This is a genomic window from Vibrio sp. FF145 (genome assembly GCF_041439075.1).
Lineage (GTDB): Bacteria > Pseudomonadota > Gammaproteobacteria > Enterobacterales > Vibrionaceae > Vibrio > Vibrio tasmaniensis_A.
Genome location: NZ_JBGONH010000003.1, coordinates 1 through 18,790, shown reverse-complemented (window position 1 = coordinate 18,790; position 18,790 = coordinate 1). Strand labels below are relative to the sequence as shown.

Sequence of the window (18,790 nt, the reverse complement as noted above, 5' to 3'; positions counted from 1 at the left end):
AAGCAGAAGATGATCTTCTGCTTTTCGATTGAGACTTTACGGTGTATTGCCTATTAAGCTGTTAATCACGAACAAAATTGATGTGATGAACATGAATGTTGTATTTCTCAATAATCACTTTGGTCGCATGCATACTTTTGATTCGTTGCTCAGAATCTAAAGCAGCAGCCATTGCTGACTCGTTCTCGTAACTGTGTTGCATCATAAGCAGTAGGTTTTTATGGCTTTCAGCTTCAATTGCTTCAGGCTTGTTGAGCGTTAGCCCTTGGTTATTCGGAAATGTGCGAATAATAGGCGCGACTTCGTTTTCCATGTATTGGTAGAAGTCTTGTTTTTGATCTTCAGTTAAATCAGCTTCGAAAAAAGCAGTGCGGAAAATAGTCATGGTCGTTTCCTTACAGTTCAAAGCCAGATTGGTTAGCGATAGATTTCAACGTTGCTTTTGCTTGTTTGATATCGTCTAACCAGTTGTCATTTTGAGCCCACATTTCAATCACTAATGGTGCGCTGTAATCAATTTCAGCGAGTGTTTTGAAAATAGCTGGGAAGTCGACTTGGCCTTCGCCTATAACAAGATCTCGGAACTGGCCTTTGCAGGTTTCTGAAACTCGCAGTGTATCTTTTAGGTGCACTTGTACTAGGTGATCACGGCTTAGCTTTAGTTCGGTACACACGTCGTAGTTCCAACCAGAAATATTACCGACATCTGGGTAAGCCATAAAGTAAGGTGACGGGATTTCACGTTTAAGAACTTCAAACTTGCTTAACGAGTTGAGGTACGGAGTATCCATAATCTCAACACCTAGCATGATACCTGCGCGTTCTGCCATTTTGGTGGCTTGCTGCATGCCTTCAATGAAGCGAGCGTGAGTTTCAGCCGATTGCGGCTCGTAGTACACATCGTAGCCCGCCATTTGAATACAGCGAATACCAAGCTTGTAAGCCAATGAAATCGCTTTTTCCATGATGATCAGCGATTCAGTGCGAATAGCATCATCCATTGAGCCAAACGGAAACTTACGGTGTGCGCTTAGGCACATTGATTGGAAAGGCATTTGGTGCTTTTCACATAGACGGCGAAGCTCATAAATTTCTTCGTCTGACCAATCTAAACGAGCGCGGCGCTCATCGGTTTCATCTACTGAAATTTCTACAAAGTCGAAGCCAGCTTCTTTGGCGTGAATCAAACGCTCTTCCCATGTAAGGGTGGTTGGCATCGCTTTTTCGTAAATACCTAATCTGAATTTGTTTTTAGAATCAAACATTCTTTTTCCTTAAAAGAGTTGTTGTTCTATACGCGTTGTTATGTCTTGAATTCTGCCAGCGATCTCTTCGTAGCCAAGTGCTTTCATTTTTGGCGTAAGCGAAGAGACGCTAACCGCGTATACAGGAGAATTGTTCTTGTCAAAAATAGGGACAGCAACACAAGAAATACCTGCTTCGTTCTCTTCATCATCGAGCGCATAACCACGGTTCTTAATTTTATCGAGAACACCAAAAAATTGAGACTTGTCGAGAATCGTGTTTTCAGTTAACGGCTTCATTGTGCTGACATTGCGTTTCCAATAGGTTTCTCGAACGCTGTCAGAGCTAAATGCTAAGTAACATTTTCCTGCCGCTGAGCAGTACATTGGAGAATGCAGCCCTACGTAGGTTCGAGTTCTAAAGGAAGAATTAACGGGTTCAAACTTGTCTTTAAAAATGATGTTGTCAGCATCAAAAGAGAGGAAGTTAACCGTTTCATTCACATCGTCGAGTAGCTCAGATAGGTATGGCTTAACGGTGCCAGTGACATCAGAGTTGATAGCAGCGTGTCCAAGCTGAACCAACTTCATTGTTAAGCGATATTCTTTACCTGAACACATTTGAGCAACATAACCAGAGGCTTCAAACGTTGCTAAAATACGATGGACAGATGACTTGTTGAAGCCAGTCCCTTCAGACACTTTTTGTAGCGAAACGCCATTAGGATAATTCCCAAGGAATTCCAATACGGTCAGTGCTTTAGACAACGATTTAATTTGCTCACTCATATATGTGCTACCAGTGTTTACCTATTTCAGTATGGAAGTTTTCTGCGATGTCACGTCCATCGCTACCAGCTAACGCTCGGCCAGCAATAAACGATTTTGCAGACAGATTCTTAAACAAATGCAGATCGTCAGGAACAATACCACCAGTAATGGATAGTTCAATTCCAATATCCGATAATTTCTGCATTTTTATCAAATCTTCTTCGGTCCAGCTCACACCAGCAAGTTCCGCATCACGAGAACGGTGATAAATTGCTTGTTTAATGCCCATGTCGACCCAAGCTTGCGCATCTTCCATTGTCCAGTGTCCATACAGCTCAATTTGCACTTCGCCGTCGAATTCATCCGTTACTTTCTTCGCTGAACGAATAGTTTCGATGTGTGCGGCTGCACTTACTGTTACCCAGTTAGCGCCGGCATCCATCGCAAGACGCGTTAAAATGGCGCTGGCATCGGTGATTTTCATGTCACAGACAATGATGTGATTTGGGTATTTTTCTCGTAGGATTCTTACGCTATCTACGCCGTGGGCGAAGGCTAAGATCGTCCCGATTTCAATCACATCTAACTTATCTGCAACATGCTCTATTGAGGCTAATGCCGTGTCGATATCTGTGGCATCAAGAGCCATTTGTAGCAGTGGTTTAGATGGTTTTAATACAGTGCTAGACATCTATTTCATCCTCAAATTGTTTAAACAACTGCACCAGTCTTTGATAGTGCTTATATTTCTTTTGGTATATATCGTAGTGTTCAGGATTCGGCTCGACACGTGACGTAGAATTAGTGATCGCTTGAGTACATTCTGCTAATGAAGCGAACTCACCTGCGCCGACCATTGCCATCATTGCGGCACCTAATGAGCCGGTTTCATCCACGTCTGATATTTCAACGGTCATGCCGGTAAGGTCAGCCAGCATTTGCATCCATACAGGGCTAGATGCAGGGCCGCCTGTCACTTTTAGTATGTTGGCTTTTGGAAAACGCTGACGCATACGTTCTAGGTGAATGTTGTGGCAGAATAAGATACCTTCCCAAATGGCTTGAATTAGGTGCCCTTTAGTATGGTGCGATTGCAGGCCATAGAAGCCTGACTTTAGGCCAAGCCCTTGGTTAGAACCGTAAAGGAATGGCACAAAGTAGATACTGCTTGATGCCGGATCTAATGTTTCCACTAACGCTTGATTTTGCTGGTGGTTAATCTGGCCATTTTCACCAAGGTAGTCGGCGAACCATTCATAGTTACCCGCAGAAGTCGGGCTCGCTTCGTGAATGATGTATTCGTTATCGACGGCGTAATGGCCGTAAACAAAATTGTGTGATTCTTGAGTCACTTGTTTTGAGATACCAGACGTGACCGCCCATGTGCCCATTACGTAATTCAGAGTATCTTCAGCAGAGTTGATTCCAGAACAGATCGCTGTTGATACCACATCAAATAACCCGCCGAACACCGGCGTACCTATTGCTAGTCCGGTTTCATTGGCAACGGCCGCAGTGATTTTCCCTGCTTGCTGTTGAGGTTTTACAACGGGTGGTAGCGCATCCCAAATTTCTTCGATGCCAAAGGTTTCCAAAAGTGCTTTGTCATACTCACCAGTGATGGAGTTGAAAAAATTACTTTCTGAAATATTGGTCAGTTCTGCTGCGACTTCGCCCGTTAAGCGATATCGAAGGTAGTCGTGAGACATCATCACTGCGCCAATGTTGTTGTATCGTTCGGCATCGTTTTCTTTGATCCAGCGAATAATCGATACAGGGTGACCTGTCCACAGTGTTTGCAGTGTGGTTGGATAGATCTCTTGTGCTTTACCCTGTTCTAGCCACTCTTTAACGATAGGCAGTGAGCGAGAGTCAGAAGACATAATACCGTGGCCGAGGTTTTGTCCCTCTTTATCAAGAAGGTAAACGCCTTTGCCTTGGGCTGAAATGCTCAAGCCTTTAATAGAGGTTGGTTCTACTTTTGTGGTCTCTAAAAGCTGCTTAATGACATCGACAGCGTTACCCCATAGTGCGTTTAGGTCGCGTTCTACCCAACCTTGTTTTTCGTTGATGACGCTCGCCGATACGCGGGCAAGACCTTGTTGTTCACCTTTTGCGTTAAACAACGCGGCTTTCATAAAAGTGCCGCCAGAATCAATTCCAATGTAGTAATTCATTATTTGGCTTCCAGTAAATCGTTGTGAATCTTCACCACCAGTTTTCTTACCGGTTGGCTGTCATCATTTTCAATATTGGTGATATGCACGATATTTGGCGTGAATAAATAAAATTGATTGCGTTTTGCATGAATGAAGCTGAGCTCAACCCCCGGGTATTCGTAAAACTGAAGGTCACGTTCTTGGTTATAAGGTTGTGCGTTGCTGTGTTCGCCAGTGTCTATAGCCCATGCCATCACTTCAGAACCTTCGAGAATGATCTGCAAGTCAGAATGGTATTTATGGACTTCAGGTTGGAAGTTTCCTAGAGGCTCTTTGTCATATTCCAATACAACAAACCATGCTTGTTTTGAATCAAAACCAGGGAGTTCATGGCGACCTAATGCGAGTTTTTCTTGGTCGAGACTGTTCAAGTACTCAAGCACGTTTTGAATAACGACAGGGTACGACTTGCTGATCTGCGTAGGTTGAGTATTTCCGACTAACATAAAAATTCTCTTTAAATATAAACAGCTTAATTAAGCCAATGCTTTAAATTAATGGGCACTAAATAGGTCTTGTAAAAGCGTCGCTAACCCTGTCTTATCATCATTGTTTTTGGGCGTGATTAGGTTGGCTGAGCTTTTTACGGTGTCATCTGCGTTTTGCATTGCGATGCCAAGTCCTGCTGCTTTAAGCATCGAAATGTCATTGTGGTTATCACCAATCGCGACACACTGCTCTAGGCTGATACCGAGCGGCTCAATGTAGCGAGTCAATGCATTACCTTTGCTATTACCTGTTGCTGCGAAATCGACACGATCAATCCAAGATCGTTCGCCGTTGAAGTTCTCTTTCACAAAAGGAATCTCTGCGAATGTGTTTACTTCACCTTCAACGACAAACTTCCACACATACTCTGAAATTTGTGCTTCATGTTGGAAGTCGTCGACCTTTTGAATGTTTGGTCGCTGGCTTTCTGGAAAGGTTTGAGACCACGTCAGTAGCGCTTCCATGTATTCAATAGGGCGTGCTCTCGAGTAGAGCATTGCATCACGCACATACATCACCATCTTCAGATCATGAGCTTGAGATAGGGTGATAAACTCAGCCGCAATTTCTTTGTCGATTGCGTTTTCTTGAATGACCGTATCGTTCTGGTAATCAAAGATGTAAGTGCCATTGCAACAAATTATTGGAGTCGATAAACCAAGCAGATCGTAATAAGGTTTTGCCGCGACATGATGGCGACCCGTAACGATAACCACATGAGTGTGTTGAGCGACTTGCTTGATGGCTTCAACTAACTCTTGGCTAATAGTGTGCTGCGAGTTGAGCACCGTCCCATCGAGATCTAACGCCAATAGCTTGTGCTTATACAATTTATGTTTATAGGACTTATGCGGTGATGACTTATGCATGTGCGAGGCCTTACTTCTGTCCGTAGTATGAGTTCTTGCCGTGTTTACGGTTGTAGTGTTTATCTAGCAGCTCAGGTTGAATCGCTACTTCTGGACTGATAGCGCGAGTGGCTGTTGCCATGGCAGCAATCTCTTCCATTACCACTGCATTGTGCACTGCATCTGAACCATCCTTGCCCCATGTAAATGGTGCGTGGCCTGCGATGATGACACCTGGCATTGCTTGCGGGTCGATATCACGTTGGTTGAATTCTTCGATGATCACCAAGCCTGTGTTTTTCTCGTAATCAGATTCGATCTCAGCTTTTGTTAGCAGGCGAGTACAAGGTACATCACCGTAGAAGTAATCGGCGTGTGTTGTGCCCAGCGCTGGAATGTCTCGGCCGGCTTGTGCCCAAATTGTTGCGTTACGAGAGTGCGTGTGAACGATGCCGCCAATGGTTGGGAAGGCTTTGTAAAGCTCAATGTGCGTAGCCGTGTCGCTTGAAGGGTTCAGCTTGCCTTCAATGCGGTTGCCTTCTAAATCGAGAACAACGATGTCATCTGCCGTCATTACATCGTATTCAACACCTGACGGTTTTATTGCAATCACGCCACGTTCGCGGTCGATCTCAGAGACATTGCCCCAAGTGAAAGTCACTAAGCCATATTTAGGAAGTTGCAAGTTTGCTGCGAACACGCGTTCTTTTAATTCTTGGTATGTTTTTTGTTCTTGAGACATTGTGTTTGCCCATGTTGTATTGAGTGAATGACGAGCGGATTGCCTAGCTAAATTCCCTAGCTAAAAAAGAGGACTAGGCAATCGCACTCAATTACGTTACTTAGCTGCTAGTTTGATCTTGTTGATCATCACATCGCCATTTTTCTCGATGTAAGCGCTCCAAACTGGTTGGATAGCTTGTTGGAAAGCAGCACCATCAACGTCACGGTTTACTTGCATGCCGTTTGCTTCTAGTTGAGCAATCATCTTGTCTTCTTTCTGGATGCTTAGCTCACGTTGCATTGCTACGGCTTCAGCAGAAACTTCTTCGATAATCTTTTGCTCATCTTCAGTTAGCTTGTCGAACTTACGTAGGTTCATTGTTAGAACTAATGGTGAGTAAGCATGTTGTGTAAGGCTTAGGTATTTTTGTACTTCATCAAACTTGAAAGACAGCGTTACAGAAATTGGGTGGTCTTGAGAGTCAACAACGCCTGTTTCAAGTGCAGTATAAAGTTCAGATACTGGAAGCTGTTGCGGGTTAGCACCGAGCTCATTGAACATATCGTTTAGCGCTTTCGAGCCATTCACACGCATTTGTAGGCCTTCAACATCTGAAGGAACACGAATAGGTTTTTCGTTGTTGGTCATGTTGCGGTAACCATTTTCAGGGAAACCAAGACCTTTAAGACCGAATTTTTCAAAGTTCGCTAACACTTCTTTACCCGGCTCGCCGTCCAGTACTTTGTATGCTGTTTGACGATCTGGGAACATGAACGGCAGAGTGAAGGCCGCTGATTCAGGCATTAGGCCGTTGTAGTTGTTCAAGCCAACCATCGCTAAATCGACGATGCCAGCACGTGAACCATCGATCATTTGCTTATCACTGCCCAATTGACCTTGTGGGTAGATGTTTACTTTGATTTCGCCGTTTGAACGAGCTTCTACTTCTTTCTTAAAGAACAAAGATAGGTCTTGTTGCAAATCCGACTCTGGTGCAGCGTGCGCCAGTTTTAGAGTCGTAGCGGCAAAAGCGCTAGAGCTCATTGCGATAGTCGAAGCGAGTAGAGTAAGTTTTAGTAGGGTTTTCATTATTATTTTCTCCGTCGAGGATTAACCAATGACAAACGACATTGGCACAGTGATAATGCTTGGGAAGATGACAAACAGTGTGAGCAGAGCCATGTAAGCCGCGATGAAGGGCAATACACCTTTCACTGCAGTCGACATTGGTACTCTCGCTACACCACACACTACGTTTAGTACGGTGCCTACAGGAGGCGTAATCAAGCCAATTGAACAGTTGATAACGAACAGTAGGCCGAAGTACGTTGGGTCAATCCCAGCCATCTTGATGACAGGCATTAAAAGGGGTACAAGGATTAGAATCGTTGGGCTCAAGTCCATAACCATGCCGACACAAAGTACGAGCAACATAATTACTGCCATTAATAGGCGTGGGCTATCCACCAGTGGACCTAACATTTCTGCGAGTTGTTGAGGAAGCTGAGCAACAGTAATTAACCACGCAGCGACCATTGCACAACCCACCAAGAACATAACCATTGCGGTCGAGCGACCAGCGTTGAGTACGATGTGGTAGAACTTCTTAATAGTGAGTTCTTTATAAACAAACGTTGAGATGAAAATAGCGTAAGTGGCGGCGACTACAGCGGCTTCTGTCGGTGTAAAAATACCAAAGCGAATACCGACAATGATGATGACTGGTAACATCAATGCCCATACGCCATCTTTAAGTGCAGCGCGTTTTTCAGCCTTTGTTGCACGTTCAGACGTTTCTAAGTTTTCTTTACGAACCGTCCAGCGCCACACAAACATCAATGTCATACCCATTAACAGGCCAGGAACGATGCCGCCTAGGAATAGGTTTTTGATCGAGATACCGCCAGCAACACCTACAAGGATCAGAGGGATTGAAGGTGGAATAACGGGTGCGATGATACCGCCTGAAGCAAGTAAGCCCATTGAAGGTGCTTCTGGGTATTTCGCTGCTTTCATCATTGGGTAAAGAATACTGACCAAGGCTGCTGCATCAGCTACAGCTGAGCCAGAGAGACCAGCAAGCAGTACCGAAGTCATGATTGCAACGTAACCTAAGCCACCTTGACGGTGTCCCACGTAAGTGGTTGCTAGGCGAACAATACGCTGCGACAAACCACCCGATGCCATTACTTCACCCGCAATGAGGAAGAATGGAATGGCAAGCAGAGTGAAGCTGTCGACACCATTAATTAAAGACTGCGCAAGAATGTCTGCACTAAAGAAGTCCATGTGAAGCATCAGCGCCATTGAAGACAATAACAGTGCAAACGCAACAGGAAGACCAAGTAAGATTGAGACAATCAATACCGATAAGAAAATGGCTAACGTCATTATTCTTTCTCCTCATCTAAGCTATCTAGCTGCCAGTCGGGCTTGAAGATTCGCATAAAGGCAATCACGCCCATTAACAAACTTGACACCACACCGGCTAAGTAAAATAATGCTGAAGGAAGCCCTGTAAGCTGAGAAATATCTGACCAGTTAGACATCATTTGACGGTATGAACCGACGTAAAGCATGCCGACAGAAATCAGTACTATTACCCAGCAGATACGTCTTAATACGGGTACTGCTTTTGGGAAAAGTCGTTCAGAAAATTCCGCAACAGCGAGGTGTTCACCTCGGCGCAGCACAACGGCAGCACCGAGCATGACAACCCATACAAGACCAAGGCGAGATAGTTCTACAGAGGGACGAAGACCAGAAGAAAAGCCATAACGTAAAACTACGTTAGTAAATACGAGCGCAACCATACAGGTCAGAATGACCGCCATGATGACATCGATACTTTTCCAAATACTCTTTAATACACTTTGCATAACGCTTTCCCTACCTTTGGCTAATTACAGAGACGTAATTTGTTCCCAAATTCCATCGTTAATTTCAATGCCGCCAGCTGCTTCGTGTTTCTTAATGAAGTTTTCAATTTCAGAACCAGCAATCATCACTGAACCCGTTTCTGCAGGCTCTGACTCAAGCACGTAATCGCGGATGCGCTTCATCTCTTGTGCGTAAGTGCTTTGATCCATTGTCTTGCTTAAGTCGATAGCGATAAGGAATTGAGATACACCAAACTCACCACCCATATCTTCAGTCAGCGCTGGTACTGAGTGGCCGCCAGTGATTGCCGTTAGCATCATGTCAAGTACGATTGCCATTGATGAACCTTTCCAGAAACCCATTGGAAGTAGGCGTTTGTTTTCCCACAGTACATGCGGGTCTTTAGTGAGTTCACCTTCGTTGTCAAAGCCACCAACAACAGGTAGTTCTTTGTCAGCAAGCACGAAGTTTTGTAGTTGGCCGTAAGAAAATTGGCTCATTGAACAGTCAACAACCACCGGTGGATCGCCCGCAACCGCCATGATGAGAGGGTTTGAACCAACACGGTGATCTTTACCACCCCATGCTGGCATCACTGCGATTGAGTTGGTTGATGCAATTCCTGCAAAACCTTCGCGAGCCATTTTCAATACGTAAGCACCGCCACGCATCCAGTGGTTAGAATTACGCATACCGACCATGCCAATGCCGTAGTCACGAGCCAATTCCATGGCACGTTCTGCACAGATAAGACCGTTAAGAACGCCAGGACCGTAGTTACAATCCCATTGCTCGAGTGCACCCATGCTGTTAACGCATTCTGGTTCCGCATTGAGTTTGATCTGACCTTTATCTACTTGGTCAATGAATACAGGAAAACGGTTGATGCCATGTGAGTATGTGCCTTCGTTTGCCATCTCAACAAAACCAGCCGCAAGCTTGGTTGCCATCTCTGGCTTCATGTCGCGAGCTAAAAGGATTCGTTCGTATTCTTGTTGTAGTTTTTCTGTTGATACTAAAGGCATCTGTGTTCTCCGATAATTTGAATTCCATAATACGGAATCAATTATTGTTTTTATTCCGAAAAAATTCTGTGAGCAAAGTTACGAAATATTTCCTTATTAAGTTTTTCTCTAATAACTGTTAACTGGTTAAAAAGTGGAACAAAAAGATTTAAAGATTCCGCAATGCGAAACAAAAAGCGTGTTCAGGATCTGGTTTCTACGACTAATTGAGGTGAAATTCGACAATTTGGCGGGATTAAACTTGTCAAAAGATGGGTTATTAACCAACCGTAACTTTACTGAATATAAAATAGTGGCGGTGAAATCTGAGGTGTTGGTCAAATTCGGAGAGGGAAGTACGCACAGTTGACCCGTCTTCTATATAGTGGTTTTGTTGTTTTTGTACTATTGCTTGGTAGATATTTGTGAAGTATTGGAGCCAGCTTCTATGAAAATTGTTATTGCACCAGACTCGTTTAAAGAATCTTTATCGGCGGTATCGGTGGCGGCGTGTATTGAAAAGGGCTTTCGTGAAATCTTTCCTGACGCTGACTATGTGACTTTACCTCTGGCCGATGGTGGCGAAGGTACGGTAGATGTATTGCTACAAGGTTTAGCCGGACAAAAGCGAACAAATAAAGTTCAAGGGCCATTGGGAACATTGATTAGTGCTGAATGGGCGATGTTAGAACCGTCAGTTCAGAGCTCCAAGAGAACGGCTTTGATAGAGATAGCTGCTGCGTCTGGTTTAGACTTGCTGACACCAGAACAGCGCGATCCTTTGGTTGCTTCTTCTTTTGGTACCGGACAGCTGATATTAGAAGCGATAGAGCAGGGGGCTCAAACCATCATTCTTGGATTGGGTGGCAGTGCGACCAATGATGGTGGTGCAGGCATTGTACAAGCGTTAGGTGGTAAATTGCTTGATCGTGCAGGGCAAGAGCTCAGCCGAGGTGGCGCTGTGCTAGCGGATTTGGCTTCAATTGATCTTACAGGCGTCGATTCTCGTTGCTCCGATATTGAGTTGATTGTGGCGTGCGATGTGGATAATCCATTGTGTGGTGATAACGGTGCCAGCTATATATTTGGTCCGCAAAAAGGAGCGACACCTGAACAAGTCTTAATGCTTGATAAGGCGCTTGAGAATTTTGCTCAAGTTGCAGAAACGCAAGGTTATGCCGGTGGCGATGAGCCTGTTTACAAGCGCGTGGGTTATGGCGCAGCTGGTGGCACGCCGATGGGGCTTGGTTTGTTATTCAATATCCAAATTAAACCCGGCATTGAGATGGTGCTCGATGTTTTGCAAGCTGATGATCTATTGAAAGGTGCCGACTTGGTGATTACTGGCGAAGGGCAGATGGACAACCAAACTCTGCAAGGGAAAACGCCTTATGGCATTGCTAAACGAGCGAGCTTACAAGGCATTCCGATCATAGGCATTGCTGGCTCACTGGGAACAGAAGTAGAAGCACTTTATGGTGAAATGAACAGCTTGTTTGGTACGGTTCGTTCTCCTCAGTCACTTGACCAAGTTCTGCTAGAAGCCGAACTAAACCTTACCAGAACGGCGAGAAATATCGCTGCGACTCTGAAAGTAGGCCATGCGATCTTGAAATAAAGTGAGGTTTGACAATTGGTTACTTAACATCATGGTTCGATAGGTTTTATAGATAGCAACGATAAATAGAAACGATTATATTTTATACCATTAGAGGTCTATTCTATATCCATAATATTTTAGGGGCTTTTGAAAGGAAGTCAGTATAAATATCAAGGTGCACTCACTATTGCTGCACCTTTGGACCTTAAGGAATAGATCATGAGTAAAAAACTAACTACAGCTGCGGGTTGTCCTGTTGCTCATAACCAGAATGTTCAAACTGCGGGTAAGCGCGGTCCTCAACTTCTTCAAGATGTTTGGTTTTTAGAAAAGATGGCGCATTTTGACCGCGAAGTCATTCCAGAGCGTCGTATGCACGCGAAAGGTTCAGGCGCTTACGGTACATTTACTGTTACGCATGACATTACCAAATACACCAAGGCAAAACTGTTTTCTGAAATAGGCAAAAAGACCGACCTGTTTGCACGTTTTACAACGGTGGCGGGTGAGCGTGGCGCTGCCGATGCTGAGCGTGATATCCGTGGCTTTGCATTGAAGTTTTATACTGAAGAAGGTAACTGGGACATGGTGGGTAACAACACGCCAGTATTCTTCCTTCGTGATCCTCTCAAGTTCCCAGATCTAAACCATGCGGTTAAGCGTGACCCGCGCACTAACATGCGCAGTGCGAAGAACAACTGGGATTTCTGGACTTCTTTGCCGGAAGCTCTACACCAAATTACCATCGTGATGAGTGATCGTGGTATCCCTGCTACTTACCGTCATATGCATGGTTTTGGTAGCCATACATTCAGCTTTATTAATGCAGACAACGAACGTTTCTGGGTTAAGTTCCACTTCAAATCTCAGCAAGGTATTAAGAACTTGTCTGATGCAGAAGCGGCACAAGTGATCGGCGATGACCGCGAAAGTCATCAACGTGATCTGCTAGACAGCATTGATAATCAAGACTTCCCTAAATGGACACTGAAAGTACAAGTGATGCCAGAAGCGGATGCGGCAAAAGTGCCATACAACCCGTTCGATCTAACTAAGATCTGGCCGCACGCAGATTATCCATTGATTGAAGTAGGTGAGTTTGAATTGAACCGTAACCCACAAAACTTCTTCGCTGAAGTTGAGCAGTCTGCATTCAACCCGGCAAACGTGGTTCCGGGTATTAGCTTCTCACCAGACAAGATGCTACAAGGCCGTCTGTTTGCTTACGGTGATGCACAGCGCTACCGTTTGGGTGTTAACCATCAGCATATCCCAGTGAACGCACCTCGTTGTCCTGTACACAGCTACCACCGTGATGGTGCGATGCGTGTCGATGGTAACTTTGGTAGCACATTGGGCTATGAGCCAAACAACGAGGGCCAATGGGCAGAGCAACCAGACTTTGCAGAACCGGCATTGAGCCTAGATGGTGCTGCAGCGCATTGGGATCACCGCGAAGATGAAGATTACTTCTCGCAACCGGGTGATCTGTTCCGTCTAATGACACCAGAAAAACAAGCGATTCTGTTTGATAACACAGCGCGTAACCTAGGCGGCGTGCCTAAAGAGATTCAACTGCGTCACCTAAGACACTGTTACAAAGCCGATCCAGCTTACGGTGAAGGCATTGGTAAGCTACTTGAAATCGATGTAAGCGAATTTAAGTCGTAATCAATAAGTTTGATTAGTTAAATGAAAGGCCGTTGAGTGAATCACTCAACGGCCTTTTTTGATCTCGCTGATCATCAAGCAACCCTAAATCATTGAAAAGTTGAACTATTCACATTGATAGTTTTTACCTATCGAATTGATAAATTTATCCCATTATCTTTGTAAGAACGATCGGATTATTCTACGACTATCAGTTTATAAAGTAGAAGAGTTTGAGATGAGTAAGAGCGCATTAATCGTTGAAGGTGGGGCAATGAGAGGCATCTTCGCTGCCGGAGTGTTGGACGCCTTTATGCAAGACGATTTCCGTCCTTATGATTTTGCCATCGGCGTATCAGCAGGTGTGTCCAATTTGGTTGGTTACTTATCTCAAGCTCCGAAGCGTAGCTACAACGTGATCACCACTATGGCGACCGATAAAACGTTCTTTAACTCTGCTCGCTTTGCTAAAGGTGGCAATTTGGTCGACGTTAAGTGGTTGTGGGATGAATCTAACCAACGTTATCCACTGGATTGTGGTGAGCTGTTCTCAAGTGTTCCTTTAATTGCTGCTGTAACTAACGTCGATACTGGCAGTGCAGACTACTATCACATCAAGCCAGAAAACCTTTCTAACGTGGTTGAAGCAACAACAGCTCTACCTATCGCTTACCGTGAAACACCGTGCTTCTCTGGTGGTTGCTATACCGATGGTGGTGTAGCCGACTCTATTCCGGTTCGCGAAGCCTATCGTCGTGGTGCACGAGACATTACCGTGATTCTTTCTCACCCATTAAGCTACCGAATGAAGCCGCAGAAGTATCAGTGGATGCTGAAAAAGCTGTTAAAGAAATTCCCTAATATTGCAGAGTCGATGGCGGTGCGTGCCGAAAACTACAACCAGTCTCTGGAGTTCATTCGTAACCCTCCAAAAGATGCGACCATCAAGGTGATTGCGCCGCCAGAAGCGTTTGCGGTTAAGCGACTCACTATGGATCAATCAACGCTTGATGCCGGTTATGAGATGGGGGTTAAAGCAGGGGAAGAGCACCTTGCTATTCGAAAAGGCGTGTATGGTTTAGACACCGAAGATTGTCATTTCTGCGTCTAGGAACGGTTTTAGAATACTGGATAAACGAAAAAGCCACGCTGTTCACTTAGGAATAGCGTGGCTTTGTGTTTGTAGATCTGGTCTGTTATTAACTCAGCCAGCTATTAACTCAATCTGCTATTAAACGAGTTCGTTACCGCTGTTGTTGCCTGTAAAGAAGGCATCAACACTATTTAGCGTTGTATTGGCAATGTTGAACAGAGCATCTTTAGTCAGGAAGGCTTGGTGACCTGTGAACAATACGTTATGACAAGCAGATAAGCGACGGAATACGTCATCCACAATCACATCGTTAGATTTGTCTTGGAAGAACAACTCTTTCTCGTTGTCGTAGACATCAAGGCCAAGCGCGCCAATCTTGCTTTGTTTCAACGCTTCGATTGCTGCGGTTGAATCCAGTAGTTCACCACGGCTGGTGTTGACGATCATCACGCCATCTTTCATTTTCTCAAATGCCGTTGCATCCAACAGGTGGTAGTTCTCTTTACTCATTGGGCAATGCAGAGAAATCACGTCAGATTCTTGGTAAAGCTCGTCGAGCTCAACGTATTTAGCGCCCAGTTCTTTTGCCAATGGGTTCGGGTATGGGTCGTAGCATAGGATGTTCATGCCTAAACCTTTCAGAATACGCATGGTTGCTAGCCCAATTTTGCCAGAGCCGATCACACCAACAGTTTTACCGTGGAAGTTAAAGCCAACCAAACCCTCAAGAGAGAAGTTCGCATCACGAGTGCGTTGGTATGCTTTGTGTAGTTTACGGTTCAAACACATCATCATGCCAACCGTGTGTTCTGCTACCGATTCTGGTGAGTAAGCCGGAACGCGAACCACTTGCAGACCAAACTCTTTGGCTGCATCTAAATCGACTTTATCAAAACCGGCACAGCGCATTGCAATCAGCTTAGTGCCGCCTTTCGCTAGAATCTCTAGCACATCTCGCGATAGGTCGTCGTTTACAAACGCACAAACGACTTCGTTGTCGTGCGCCATTTTTGCTGTTGTTGTAGTGAGGCGAAAATCGTGAAAATGGAACTCGGCGTTGAGTTCGCCTTTTGCCAGTTCAAATGATTTTTCGTCGTATGATTTTGAGCTAAAAAAAGCAATGTTGAGCATGGCTTCCTCTCTTACCTAAAATATAAATAACCCACTGATTCATTCTTTGAAACGGGATTAAAACAAGGGCATGTTGACCTTTCGCGGTTAAGTTTTGTTCGAGATAAAATCGTTTTAATCGCGACGAGAGGTTTGCCGCCTAGTCATTCTAAGCAAAACCCTCTCAACAAAGAGTAAAACGATTTTAGCCGAACCCTTCGGGCAGTGTTTGTGGTTCCTTTCTACAGCGTTATCGAATTCTCATGTAGGCGAGCTACACCTCGAATTCTCTGCCTTGTATAAATAACCCACAAACGGCTGCAAAAATCAGCTCGATAGGTCAACATGCCCTGCAACTCTGTTCAGTGTGCTAGAGTTTTTTTGTCTTGTCTATCACCATTAGTCACTGTAATTACTATGGTTATTTGGTCTTTTTCTTCACTTATGAACACTGAAAATCACATTACGAAGTAGCTTGCTTATAAGTTCATCAATATTGAATGGATCTTACTTTCTGGTGTTGAACATCTTCTTGGTCTCTTTCTCTGACCAGAAGTTAATGTTGAATTGTGCGTCGTCGCTAAGTTCTACTCGATGCCAATATTGAGGTGGGCTTGTGGCAAATTGTCCAGCTTCGATTGTGATAACACTTTCGGGTTCTGTCGCTTCTGCATCGGCAAAACCGTAGAAGGTGACCGTGCCTTCCATTACGCAGATCTGGCCGAATACGCCTTCTGCGGTGTTATGGTGATTAAGCAATGCAGCCGGTATGTTGTCTTTGGTGAAAAATGGCGTTGAACGTTGAATTTTCCAGTGTGACGGAATACGTAAATGACTCATATAAAACCTCTTATCTGTCTGTATTTTGAATACAAGCATTAGCTTTGATGGAATTGGTGACTGTGATTACCAGTAGTTTTCACTGCTGAATTGGCCGGGTTTTCTGCGTAAGTGCTTCTCGAAACCTAAGCTGGTTAGTGCTTCACTTGTGTCGCGAACCATTTGCGGATTGCCACAAAGGTAGAAAAAACTGCGGGTTTGATTGAAAGCGACAGACGTGGTTTGCTCAAGGTTGCCTCCAAGTAACAAGCTTGGGATTCGTCCGCGCAAAGTTCCGGTGACTGATTCTCTAGAAATAATTGGCACATATTGTAGTTTCCCTTGGAAGTGATTAACGAGTTGAGCGATACGGTCTCGATAAGTCAGGTCTTGTTCTGTTCTTACGGCATGAACCAGTACAAGGTTTTTGAATGACATTACTTTTTCGACATCTGAGCCGTTTTGCTGTTGTATCTGCATGCTTTCGAGCATTGAGATAAAAGGCCCAACGGCAGTCCCGGTTGAAAGCATCCATAGATCGTCGGCGATCTCTGGGATCTCATCTAAGGTCATAAAGCCGCTTGGGTCTTTGCCGACAAAGATGTCATCGCCTACCTTCAACTCATGAAGTTGAGGTGAAAGCTGACCGTTCTGATCCTTAATAATCAAAAACTCCAGATGTTGGTGACCTTGTTTGTGCTCTGGCGCATTCACCATTGAATAAGCCCGTCTTACGAACTCATCCTCTCTGTTAAGCAAGCCAAGTTTCGTGAATTGACCCGCCTGATAGGGAGAGACGGGAGCACTGACTTGCAGCGAGAACAGTTGATTTGTCCATTGTGTTTTATGTAAGACTTTGCCAGTTACCAAACCATGAGGAATATCTGTCATATCATCACCTTTACTTAGAGAAGTTATCTCATTAAGGATACTCAACTATTTACACTTTGGAGTTGCATGTACCATGCCATTAATGAGAATGCTTATCAATACTGGTTATTCGGTAAAAATTAACTTGAATGATGTCAAATAGACTTTGTACTGCTGTGTCTAAATGACCTCTTTATTGTTTTTTGATGTGGCACTTTCAGATTAAGGGGAGAGATTGATTTATGGGCACAGACCAAAATTAGTTCCGTGGTTTGACCCTTAATGTATTCACCAATAACTAAAGAGAATATTTTATAGATGAGTATAATGGCGGCTTTCGATCTCAATATAGCCGTGTTTTATGCTTGATAATCTTCGTATGGCCTTGAACGTGTTGTTCGTGACCATCAATACCGCAATGACTGCGTTTACCGTGAGCTTTTTTGGCCTCATCAAACTGATTCTTCCAATCTCTATTGTTCAAAAGTCATGTACTCGTTTAGCGAATTTCACATTTTGGTGTTGGGCTTCGCTCAATCTTTGGATGTTGAATGTGAATAACGATATCGAGTGGCAAGTTGAGGGCGGGGAAGACATCTCGACTAAGCAATGGTACTTGATGATGTCGAATCACCTCAGTTGGGCGGATATCGTGATTTTGTCTTCGATCTTGAAAGACAAGATGCCAATGACTAAGTTCTTCCTTAAGCATGAATTGCTGTACGTTCCTTTTGTTGGTTTGGCTTGTTGGGGCTTGGATATGCCTTTCATGAGACGTCACTCACGTGAGTTTTTGATTCGTAACCCTGAGCGTCGCAATGATGATTTCGATGCAATTAATAAGGTTCATCGCGGCTTTCCGGGGAAAGCCGCTTTTATCTTCAAGAAGAAGTAGTCTGTATCTCGATAACCATATCCCATTCGCTTGATTAGCTTTATCTTGTTGTTTATCCCTTCCAGTGTGCAGGTGTTTAGTGGATAACTTGCCGATGCGATAACCCCGTGAAGATATGGTCTGAGTTTTCGTGCGAACTCTTTTAATGGCTTAATCCCACTCTCTTGCACTTGTTCCCACCACGCGTCCCAGAGCCCCTTAGCGTGCCCTTCTGATTCACAATACCAAAGCTCTTTGAGTTGTGCTCCGAGTATATAAGTGGTCATTAAGTCCTTATTGATATTCAATATTTCAGTAAGATAGCTATCTTGGCGTGTATTTAAGTTGCCTCTATTTTTCAGCAGTACCCAGCGTGAACGCTTCACCCATTGCCTAGCTTTTTTGTCTTGCTTAAGTTTGTTGGCTTGGTCGACTCTAACTCTATCCATCACCTCGCGACCGAACTTAGCGACAACATGGAATAAGTCGTAAACGATTTTTGCGTTCGGGCAGTGCGCTTGAACTTCAAGATCGAAAGCCGTATTCATGTCCATCGCGACGGCTTCGATATTTATCCCATACTCGCCTAGTTGCT

General features: G+C 44.4%; 19 protein-coding genes and 1 pseudogene. 4 read left to right on the top strand and 16 right to left on the bottom strand.

Annotated features, from left to right (window positions below; translation table 11 throughout):
* Positions 1–61 precede the first annotated feature (61 nt).
* The 12 genes from ACED42_RS01835 to yiaK form a co-directional block, all read right to left on the bottom strand.
* Positions 62–385: a hypothetical protein gene (locus tag ACED42_RS01835; RefSeq protein WP_102382788.1), complete on the bottom strand. Its 324-nt coding sequence runs from the start codon at positions 383–385 to the stop codon at positions 62–64.
* Between the two features lie 10 nt (positions 386–395).
* Positions 396–1,265 carry an L-ribulose-5-phosphate 3-epimerase gene (locus ACED42_RS01830; RefSeq protein ID WP_017072595.1) on the bottom strand — a complete coding sequence of 290 codons (870 nt, stop codon included), beginning with the start codon at positions 1,263–1,265 and terminating at the stop codon, positions 396–398.
* A gap of 9 nt (positions 1,266–1,274) precedes the next feature.
* Entirely contained in the window at positions 1,275–2,033 is a 759-nt protein-coding gene (locus ACED42_RS01825) for an IclR family transcriptional regulator (protein WP_371701172.1), read from the bottom strand.
* Between the two features lie 7 nt (positions 2,034–2,040).
* The gene (locus tag ACED42_RS01820) at positions 2,041–2,706 is read right to left on the bottom strand and encodes a 3-keto-L-gulonate-6-phosphate decarboxylase UlaD (protein WP_371701170.1); all 666 of its coding nucleotides are present in this window, start codon (positions 2,704–2,706) and stop codon (positions 2,041–2,043) included.
* Positions 2,699–4,192, bottom strand: a complete 1,494-nt coding sequence (locus ACED42_RS01815) for an FGGY-family carbohydrate kinase (protein WP_371701168.1) — start codon at positions 4,190–4,192, stop codon at positions 2,699–2,701. The genes ACED42_RS01820 and ACED42_RS01815 overlap by 8 nt, the downstream gene beginning before the upstream one ends.
* Positions 4,192–4,680, bottom strand: coding sequence for a YhcH/YjgK/YiaL family protein (locus ACED42_RS01810; RefSeq protein ID WP_017096281.1), 489 nt, complete (start codon positions 4,678–4,680; stop codon positions 4,192–4,194). The genes ACED42_RS01815 and ACED42_RS01810 overlap by 1 nt, the downstream gene beginning before the upstream one ends.
* A 48-nt stretch (positions 4,681–4,728) precedes the next feature.
* Positions 4,729–5,592: a Cof-type HAD-IIB family hydrolase gene (locus ACED42_RS01805; protein WP_269335158.1), complete on the bottom strand. Its 864-nt coding sequence runs from the start codon at positions 5,590–5,592 to the stop codon at positions 4,729–4,731.
* A 10-nt stretch (positions 5,593–5,602) separates the two neighbouring features.
* A complete protein-coding gene (locus tag ACED42_RS01800) occupies positions 5,603–6,313 on the bottom strand; it encodes an L-ribulose-5-phosphate 4-epimerase (RefSeq protein WP_017108909.1) in 711 nt (236 codons plus the stop codon).
* Positions 6,314–6,409: 96 nt separating this feature from the next.
* Positions 6,410–7,384: a DctP family TRAP transporter solute-binding subunit gene (locus ACED42_RS01795; RefSeq protein WP_012600146.1), complete on the bottom strand. Its 975-nt coding sequence runs from the start codon at positions 7,382–7,384 to the stop codon at positions 6,410–6,412.
* Positions 7,385–7,405: 21 nt separating this feature from the next.
* A complete protein-coding gene (locus tag ACED42_RS01790; RefSeq protein ID WP_009845881.1) occupies positions 7,406–8,686 on the bottom strand; it encodes a TRAP transporter large permease subunit in 1,281 nt (426 codons plus the stop codon).
* Positions 8,686–9,174: a TRAP transporter small permease gene (locus tag ACED42_RS01785; RefSeq protein WP_371701164.1), complete on the bottom strand. Its 489-nt coding sequence runs from the start codon at positions 9,172–9,174 to the stop codon at positions 8,686–8,688. The genes ACED42_RS01790 and ACED42_RS01785 overlap by 1 nt, the downstream gene beginning before the upstream one ends.
* A gap of 24 nt (positions 9,175–9,198) precedes the next feature.
* The gene (gene yiaK / locus ACED42_RS01780) at positions 9,199–10,200 is read right to left on the bottom strand and encodes a 3-dehydro-L-gulonate 2-dehydrogenase (RefSeq protein WP_009845879.1); all 1,002 of its coding nucleotides are present in this window, start codon (positions 10,198–10,200) and stop codon (positions 9,199–9,201) included.
* Between the two features lie 427 nt (positions 10,201–10,627).
* Here yiaK and ACED42_RS01775 point away from each other — a divergent pair, with 427 nt between their 5' ends.
* From ACED42_RS01775 to ACED42_RS01765, 3 genes are all read left to right on the top strand, one after another.
* The gene (locus tag ACED42_RS01775) at positions 10,628–11,797 is read left to right on the top strand and encodes a glycerate kinase (protein WP_371701162.1); all 1,170 of its coding nucleotides are present in this window, start codon (positions 10,628–10,630) and stop codon (positions 11,795–11,797) included.
* Between the two features lie 201 nt (positions 11,798–11,998).
* Positions 11,999–13,450, top strand: a complete 1,452-nt coding sequence (locus ACED42_RS01770) for a catalase (protein WP_017102305.1) — start codon at positions 11,999–12,001, stop codon at positions 13,448–13,450.
* Between the two features lie 217 nt (positions 13,451–13,667).
* The gene (locus tag ACED42_RS01765; protein ID WP_371701161.1) at positions 13,668–14,540 is read left to right on the top strand and encodes a patatin family protein; all 873 of its coding nucleotides are present in this window, start codon (positions 13,668–13,670) and stop codon (positions 14,538–14,540) included.
* Between the two features lie 120 nt (positions 14,541–14,660).
* On the opposite strand, the gene ACED42_RS01760 is transcribed toward ACED42_RS01765, so the two are convergent.
* From ACED42_RS01760 to ACED42_RS01750, 3 genes are all read right to left on the bottom strand, one after another.
* Complete coding sequence (locus ACED42_RS01760; RefSeq protein WP_017102307.1) at positions 14,661–15,653, bottom strand: 2-hydroxyacid dehydrogenase; 993 nt, start codon at positions 15,651–15,653, stop codon at positions 14,661–14,663.
* Positions 15,654–16,139: 486 nt separating this feature from the next.
* Positions 16,140–16,472: a DUF1971 domain-containing protein gene (locus tag ACED42_RS01755; protein ID WP_009845875.1), complete on the bottom strand. Its 333-nt coding sequence runs from the start codon at positions 16,470–16,472 to the stop codon at positions 16,140–16,142.
* 66 nt (positions 16,473–16,538) lie between these two features.
* Positions 16,539–17,342: a ferredoxin--NADP reductase gene (locus ACED42_RS01750; RefSeq protein ID WP_032500572.1), complete on the bottom strand. Its 804-nt coding sequence runs from the start codon at positions 17,340–17,342 to the stop codon at positions 16,539–16,541.
* 340 nt (positions 17,343–17,682) lie between these two features.
* Here ACED42_RS01750 and ACED42_RS01745 point away from each other — a divergent pair.
* Positions 17,683–18,165, top strand: a pseudogene (locus ACED42_RS01745) (acetyltransferase); the annotation flags it as partial.
* Between the two features lie 2 nt (positions 18,166–18,167).
* Here the strand turns inward: ACED42_RS01745 and ACED42_RS01740 are convergent.
* The coding region (locus ACED42_RS01740; RefSeq protein ID WP_371701158.1) for a transposase at positions 18,168–18,790 on the bottom strand (623 nt) is incomplete at its 5' end.